At 70.8% G+C, this 7,436-nt stretch carries 7 protein-coding genes; 3 read left to right on the forward strand and 4 right to left on the reverse strand.

The window, feature by feature from the left end; genetic code table 11:
• Positions 1-43: 43 nt before the first annotated feature.
• The 3 genes from AB0399_RS20470 to AB0399_RS20480 form a co-directional block, all read right to left on the reverse strand.
• Positions 44-1,789 (reverse strand): DUF6801 domain-containing protein, encoded by a 1,746-nt coding sequence (locus AB0399_RS20470; protein ID WP_366412289.1) that lies wholly within the window; start codon positions 1,787-1,789, stop codon positions 44-46.
• 219 nt (positions 1,790-2,008) lie between these two features.
• The gene (locus tag AB0399_RS20475; RefSeq protein WP_366412290.1) at positions 2,009-2,188 is read right to left on the reverse strand and encodes a hypothetical protein; all 180 of its coding nucleotides are present in this window, start codon (positions 2,186-2,188) and stop codon (positions 2,009-2,011) included.
• 303 nt (positions 2,189-2,491) lie between these two features.
• Positions 2,492-3,124, reverse strand: a complete 633-nt coding sequence (locus tag AB0399_RS20480) for a hypothetical protein (RefSeq protein ID WP_366412291.1) — start codon at positions 3,122-3,124, stop codon at positions 2,492-2,494.
• 462 nt (positions 3,125-3,586) lie between these two features.
• Here AB0399_RS20480 and AB0399_RS20485 point away from each other — a divergent pair, with 462 nt between their 5' ends.
• From AB0399_RS20485 to AB0399_RS20495, 3 genes are all read left to right on the forward strand, one after another.
• Positions 3,587-4,897, forward strand: a complete 1,311-nt coding sequence (locus tag AB0399_RS20485; protein ID WP_366412292.1) for a helix-turn-helix domain-containing protein — start codon at positions 3,587-3,589, stop codon at positions 4,895-4,897.
• A gap of 273 nt (positions 4,898-5,170) precedes the next feature.
• Entirely contained in the window at positions 5,171-5,896 is a 726-nt protein-coding gene (locus AB0399_RS20490; protein ID WP_366412293.1) for an alpha/beta hydrolase, read from the forward strand.
• Positions 5,897-6,124: 228 nt separating this feature from the next.
• Positions 6,125-6,550 (forward strand): hypothetical protein, encoded by a 426-nt coding sequence (locus tag AB0399_RS20495; protein ID WP_366412294.1) that lies wholly within the window; start codon positions 6,125-6,127, stop codon positions 6,548-6,550.
• Between the two features lie 74 nt (positions 6,551-6,624).
• On the opposite strand, the gene AB0399_RS20500 is transcribed toward AB0399_RS20495, so the two are convergent.
• Positions 6,625-7,287: an HAD family hydrolase gene (locus AB0399_RS20500; RefSeq protein WP_329370161.1), complete on the reverse strand. Its 663-nt coding sequence runs from the start codon at positions 7,285-7,287 to the stop codon at positions 6,625-6,627.
• Between the last annotated feature and the right edge of the window lie 149 nt (positions 7,288-7,436).

Genomic DNA, 7,436 nt, shown 5'->3' on the forward strand with positions numbered 1-7,436 from the left:
GGGGCGGTGGTGCGGTGGACGGAGGTACGTCCGGCGGCGGCGGTCACTTGGTGGACCCGGCGCGGACGGGGAGCTGGGGCAGGGGGATGTCGGGTTCGGTGCAGTTCTGCGGGGTGGTGCCGTCGTCCGGTGAACAGATCGGCGCCTGGACCATGTTGAGGGTGTTTCCCGATCCCGACAGCGACGCCGTGAACAGCGCGTCCAGGTTCTCGCCGTGAGTGCCGCAGCCGGTGAAGGGCGGGACGGTGAGGTTGTCGTCCACCAGCGGGCCGCCGTCCACGATGTCGTAGTTGGGCAGCCCACCAGTGCTGGTGTCCGTCGAGGGGCGCTTGCGTCCCTTGAGCACCACATCGACCGGAGTGGCGGTGTGGCAGTTGGGGCCGACGTCCAGCGTCACTCCGTTGATCTTCACGTCGTGGATACGGATGTCCTGGTAGCCGCCGATGGTGGTGAGGATCGGCTCGTTGTAGTAGTCGTCACCGGTCTGGACGACGGTCATCAGGCCCTTGGGGACGAAGTCCACCTCGGCGCTGGTGGGCACGAAGCCGTAGGTGAGGAAGGTCGCATGCGACGGCGGCGGGGCGAATGACAACAGCGAGTCGACCTCGACGTACTCGTTGGTGTAGTCGAGGACCTTGCGCCGGCCGGAGTTGACGTCAGCCAGGACGGGGTGGGCGTTCGGATCGTTGATGATCATCGCGCCGGTGAGCTTGTTGACGTTCGAGAAGCCCACGGCATAGGCGCACATGCGGGCGTCCGGGAAGGGCGGCATACTGGGCAGGGGTAGGACGATCGCCTGGGGACTGACCGGCGGCAGCCGTTTCGGGTCAAGTTCACCATGCGGCACCGCGTCGCAGGTGGTCCGGCCCGAGTGCGGCGGAGACGTGTCCAGCGGGACGATGGTGGTGCGCGTGTCTGTCGGCGAACCGCCCGCGGGCGTGGAGGACGTGGGGGAGCCGGACGGCGTACCGGGCTTCCCCGTGGCGCCGGTCGAGGTGCCGGAGGACGGCGTCGAAGAGGTGCCACCGGGCACCGTCACCGTCCCGAGGGTGATGTCCTGACCTGCCTTGGCCGCGCACAGCCCGGTGATGTCGGTGAGCGACCCTGCGGCGCTGCCACTGGCGACGGTGCCGGAACCGGCGGGAGCGTTGCCGGAGATGTCCGACGGGCTGACCGCTCCACTGTCGTCCGAACTGCTTCCGCCCGTACCGGAATCGGCGGGGGTCGACGGGTCCGCGGTGGGTGTGCCCGGGTCCGAGGGCGTACCGGCAGCGGACTGCGGATGCAGCGTCAGGTCCAGGTCGCCGGCAGCGAAGACCAGATCACCCCCGGCCGTCACCGAGACACCCGGCACCTTGCCGGTGAAGACCAGGTCGAGATCGCCGCTGCCGGCCACGGTGGTGGACTTCGCGGTCAGGTCCGGCCAGATCACCACGGTCCGCGAGGTGCCCTGGGTGATGTTCGTCTTCATGTCGGTGCTGCCGCTGAGGGTGTCGGCCTCGGCCGGGACCAGCGCGGTGACGGCGGCCCGCGGGATGCCGACGGTCAGCGTCAGGTCGCCCGGCTGGATCGGCTTGCCGACGGTCCCGTCCGCCGGGTACGCCTGCTTGATGCCGACGCTGATGTCCTGCGGGTCCTGGCCGGCACCGAACTGGCAGGTGTACGCCAGCGAGACCCCGTCGGGCTCGCCGCTCGCCGCCGAGTCCGTGCCCGGCAGCAGCCCCGCCAGGAGCGCGGCGGCCGCGACGCCCGCGAGCTGCACCACTCGACGCGGACGCGGTCGGCTCACTCGCACGGCACCCCTCATTTCCGAACTCCTCTTCCAGCCCTGGCGGCAGGACATTACGTGTGGGTAATAAGGGTGGACAAGTGATCGAACGGCCGAAGATCCGGCGAATTTCCGGAGCCGGGAATTCTTGTCATCGGGTGACAAACGGCAACCGGAATTTTGTCCTCCAGTGAGTCCTGGCGGGGCCCTGCGCCTCGCCCGGGCTCACCGCGGGGACCGTCACCCGGTCACGCCGTCCGGGCGGATGGTCCGGGCCGGGGTGACGGTGAGCGCGGAGGTGAAGTTCCAGGCGTCACCGTCGTCGATGAGCCCGAGGAAGGTGCCCGCGGAGTTGTACGTCCGCAGGTTGCCGCCGCTCAGGCTGAGTTGGTGGTCGCCGTTGTCGTACGCGACGTCCACCGACCCCGTACCCGAAGCCGCGCCGACGTGGACGTGGCCGAGAACGCACCCCCCGGCGCCGCCGACGCCGGAGCGCCCACCATGAGCGCGCCGCCTACAGCAGCCGCGCACAGCACGGCGCTCGCCCTGATCCCTCGCCGGGTGAATGTCATCCCGCCCTCCCCCTCGAAGCCGTTCTCATGACGCGAGTCCCCTCCCTGGCACAGGGACCCCGGCCTCAGACCGCGGGCCGGGGTCCCTGCTGGTGCGGTGGTGCGGTAGCGCGCTGGTGCAGCGAACCCGCCCGCTACGCGATCCGCCGGGTCACGGCGAGGTGATCGCCAGGGTGGACGGCGAGACGATGTAGTCACCGGTGTACGTGGTCGCGTCACCGGTGTTGATCAGGCCGAGGCAGGTGCCCGACACGTTGTAGGCGTGCAGGTTGCCGGTGCCCAGCACCTTCAGGTCGTGCGTGGAGTTGGTGTAGCTCACGTCCAGCGTGGCCGGCGTGGTGGCGCTCGCGCCCGCGAAGGTGGCGGTGCAGCCGAGGCCGCTGATGTGCGCCTCGACACCGGTCAGGGTGCCGGTGGTGACGCCGCCGCTGTAGCTGACGGCGTTCAGCGCCCACGGGGTGTTGTCGGCCGTGACGGTGAACGTGATGCCCAGCGGCCCGGAGCAGGTGGTCCAGGTCACGCCGGCGATCGACGCGATGCCGGTGCCGCTGGCACCGGTGGTGTTCGCCGCGGTGCCTGTCGCGGTCGACGACTTACACGACAGCGTGGTGCCGGTGGCGGTGTCCTTCAGCACGGTGTTGGTGGAGGTGGCGGTGAACGCACCGCCGCCGGTGACCGTCCACGTGCCGGCCGCGGAGGCCGGGCTGATGGCGAGGACGAGGGACGCGGCGAGCGCGGCGCCGGTGACGACGCCACCCTTGACGAGAGGGGAGACCTTACGCATGGGCTGTTCCTTCCTGGGAGTTGGCGTGCCTGATAAAACCGATGTCTGCGCTGCTCGGGCGCAATTCGGTTGCGACTCACTACCTGGAACGTTGGGTACCGATTCCAGTCGGTTGCCCTTGCGGGGGAGGACGTTACGCACGGGTAACCGGAGGGCGCAAGAATCCGGCCGAAGAATCTCCACCGGCCACTACCGACCGGTATTTTTCTGTCACCGGGGCAACATCGCCACCGGGCGGTTTGTAAAAGAGTGAGCACTTGCAGGTCCGCGGCCCACTTCGTGATCAGTGCGCCCCCGTGGCCCGCGGACACTGTGCTACGGCCGCCCGCCGCGGGCGAACACGGGCCCGCGCAACCAGGGATGACAACGTTTCCGTGTCCATGGGGCTGCGCTCCGTAGACGTTTGGTCTATGTTGCACCGAGGTCACCGAGGCGCGATGGGGCGCACGGGAGGGGGCGGACATGACCGTAATGCGGCAGACCCCGGAGCAAACGGAGGCACCGGGTCCGATTCCACGGGAGTTCGCCGCGATCATGCGCCCTGAACTGCCGAGTCTATTAAAAGAGATGGCGGCTGAAATCGTCGCCGCGATCCCCGAATACGGGCATCTCCTGGAGGGCCCCAACAGCCGGGTGATCAAAATCGGGATCGAGCAGAGCATCGCCACGTTCGTGGACCGGGTGGCCGCCCCCACCGCCACCACCTCGCTGCGTGACGACCTCTGCCGCCGGTTCGGCCGCTTCGAGGCGTACGAGGGCCGCAGCCTGGACAACCTCCAGGCCGCGTACCGGATCGGCTGCCAGGTGGCGCTGCGCCGGGTGCGTACGGTCGGGCGCCGCTACAACCTGTCCGCGTCCTTCATGCTGACCTTCGCCGACGCGCTCTTCGCCTACATGGGCGACCTGGCCGAGCTGTCCCGCGAGGGATACGTGCAGGCGCTCGCCGAGTTGGGCGAGGAGCCGGACAACCGGCGCCGCCGGCTGCTGCGCCGCATCCTCGGCGGCACCGCGGTGGCGCGCAGCGCGCTGGCCGAACTCGCCGAGCACGCCGCGTGGCCGCTGCCGGAGGAAGTCACGATGGTGGCGGTCGCCTTCGGCACCCGCCCGGCCCGCACCGCGCTCGACCGCGACGTCCTCCAGGACTTCGCCGATCCCGAGCCGCACCTGCTGATACCGGGGCCGTTCACCGAGGAGCGGCGCGCCTCGCTGACCGCGGCGCTCGGCGGCTGCCGGGCCGCGGTCGGGCTGACCACGGCGCTCGGCGAGGCGGCGGATTCGCTGCGCTGGGCGCGGCACACGCTGGCGCTGGCCAGTTCGGGGGTGGTCGGGGGTTCCGGGGCGGCCGGGCGCGCGGGGGTGAGCGGGAGCGCCGGTGCCGGGGCGATCGGCGGTTCCGGAGCGGTCGACGGTGCCTCCGACGACGACTCGCTCATCCTCAGCGAGGACCATCTGCTGCCGCTGTGGCTGCTGGGAGACCCGGCGCTCGCCGACCAGATGGCCCGGAAGTACCTCGGCCCGCTGGTCGGGTTGACGCCGGCGCAGCGCACCCGCCTGATCGACACCTTACGGATCTGGCTGACCACCCGCGGCACCGCGGGCCAGGTCGCCGACCAGTTGGGGGTCCACCCGCAGACGGTCCGCTACCGTATGCGCATCCTCGACCGCGCCTTCGGCGACCAACTGGCCCACCCGGACGACCGTTTCGCCACGGAGATCGCGCTGCGGGCCTTACACCTGCGCCAGTACGGGGAAGACGGCTCCCCCACCGCGTAATACGGCCCCTGCCACGGAACCGGCCACGGTCCCGGCCCCACCGCGACGCGCGCTCGCCCTGGGTTCCCGGCGCCCGCGTCGCCCCACCGCACGCCCGCCGAAACCCGTTTGCCGCCCGCACCGGCCCCTGCTACTTTTCCGGAAGCCGTGCGAGAGAACAAGGAGGTGGTACCCGTGAACACAGTATCTCCATGGGTGCTCCCCTCCAGGGTCACGGCCGGGCGATAGGTCGTCCGGGAGCGCCGATCACGCGCACTCCCGAAAGGCACGACCATGCAGTTCGTTTCCGAGCAACGCCTCGATGACGGCGTCCTCGCCCGCGAGTTCACCCTCGGCGACATCCCCGGCACCCTGTGGACGCCGGAATCCGCCGTACCGACCCCGCTGATCCTGATGGCCCACAACAACGGCCTGCCCAGGACGGAAGCCCGACTGGTGGCCCGGGCCCGGCACCACGCGGCGGCCGGCTACGCGGTCGCCTCCATCGACGCCCCCGGAAGCGGTGACCGGCCCCGTTCGGCCACCGACGACCAGGCCCGCGGCGAGCTCCGCCGGGCGATGCAGGCCGGCGAACCGGTCGACGAGATCTTCGAGTCCTTCGTCGGCCCGCTGGTCGAGAAGGCGGTCCCGGAATGGCGGACCACCCTGGACGCCCTCCTCACGCTGCCCGAGATCCACGGCGGCCCGGTCGGGTACTCGGGGTGGACCGCCGTCGGGATCGGGCTGGCGGTGGCCGAGCCGCGCATCAAAGCCGCCGGTCTCTTCGCCGGCGGTTACGTGCCCCGCGCCCAGCGCGAGGAGGCCCGCCAGGTCACCGTTCCGCTGCTGTTCCTGCTCCAGTGGGACGACAGGGGCAACCCCCGGCAGCGGGCCCTGGACCTCTTCGACGCCTTCGGCACCCAGGAGAAGACGCTGCACGCCAACCTCGGCGGGCACACCGGCACCCCCGCGTTCGAGCTGGTGGACGGGACCCGGTTCTTCGATCGCCACCTGAAGTAAGACCGAGCCGCCAGGCCGGAAGCAAGACCGATCCGCCAGGCCGGCCCCGGACGGTAGGGGTGGGCCGTGGGCGGTGCGGCTCAGGCCGCCGCGCATCGAGGACCGGCCCTGCCCCTCCTCGATGCGCGGCGAACCTCGGCGTTCTCCACGGCCGGCCGCACGCCGAGGACGCCCTCGGCACCGAGGGCAGATGGGGGCGCCCGACGTTCGGCTGCCACAATGGCCCCCATGGACGCAGCAGAAACGAGGAGCAACCTCGGACCAGCCCGCCGTTCCCACGACGCTTCGGCGCGTCCGCCCCTGCCGCTCTGGGTGCCGCCGGTGTGCGCCGTCATGTTCGGCGCCGCGGTGGCCCTCCAGACTCCCCGCGATGGCATGCCGGGTCTGACGGCTCCCCTCGTCGGCCTCGTCCTCGCCCTCGGCGCCTACGCGCTGGTCACGGGCGTCCGCGCCCGCCAGGGCACGCCGAAGCGGCGCGTTTCCCCGGCGGCCCTGGCCGCGACCGCGACCGGCGTCACCGCCTTCTCGACGTCCTCCCTCAACAGCACCAGCACGTCCGACCTGCGCTGGCTCTATCTCGCCGCGGGTGTCGTCGTCGCCGGGATCGTCTGGTACCGCCTTCAGAGGAACGCGCCTGGCAGCGCCCGTAGTTGACGGTGCCCCCGCGCGGGGAACCCGTCGGCTCGAAACGAGTGGTCAGAGCGGTCCTGGGAGGGCGCGGGAGCCCGTCACCGATCCGTGAGGAGCCCGGGCAGCTTGCGCATGTCGTCGAAGACGACGGTGCCGGGGCCTTCGAGCCGGTGCGCGGGAATCATTCCCCCCGCGTAGGCGAACGCGCGCATGCCCGCGGCTCGGGCCGCCTGAAGTCCGTACGGGCTGTCCTCGACGACGGCGCACGCCTGCGGTGAGACGCCCATCCGCTGCGCGGCGTGGAGGAACAGATCGGGCGCCGGTTTGCCGTGCTCGACCTCGTCGGCACTGAAGATGCGGCCCTCGAAACGTTGACGGAGACCGGTCAGTCCCAGGGTGAAGCGCATCTTGTCGTGGCTTCCGCTGGACGCGATGCAGGTGGAGAGATCGGCAATCGCGTCAAGGGCATCAAGGGCATCGACGACTCCGGGGACGGGGACGAGGTCGGCGGCCAGCGCCTCGCGGTAGAGCGGCTCGATCTCGTCCTGCCAGCCGGCCGGCAGGCTCTCCCCGAGGTGGGCCTCCACCTCCCTCGCCATGGACTGGTTCGAGCGGCCCATGAACCGCTCGACGATCTCGGCCTCGGTGAGGTGCCACCCCCACTTCGCCAGGACGAGGGCATCCACGCGCACGGCGATGCGCTCGCTGTCGACCAGTACCCCGTCGCAGTCGAATATGACGAGTTCCATCGCATGGCTCATAACTGCAGGGTAGACGGGTCTTCTGGACCGGGGCACGCGACGACGAACCCGTGCTCTGCCACCGGGCAGGACGCCCCGACGCCCCGGCACGCGAGCCTTGGCCCGGACCGCAGATCCGGCAGGCACCCAACGGCCCTGCGCTCCGGACC

This window comes from Streptomyces sp. NPDC088194, assembly GCF_040702025.1.
Classification (GTDB): Bacteria; Actinomycetota; Actinomycetes; order Streptomycetales; family Streptomycetaceae; genus Actinacidiphila.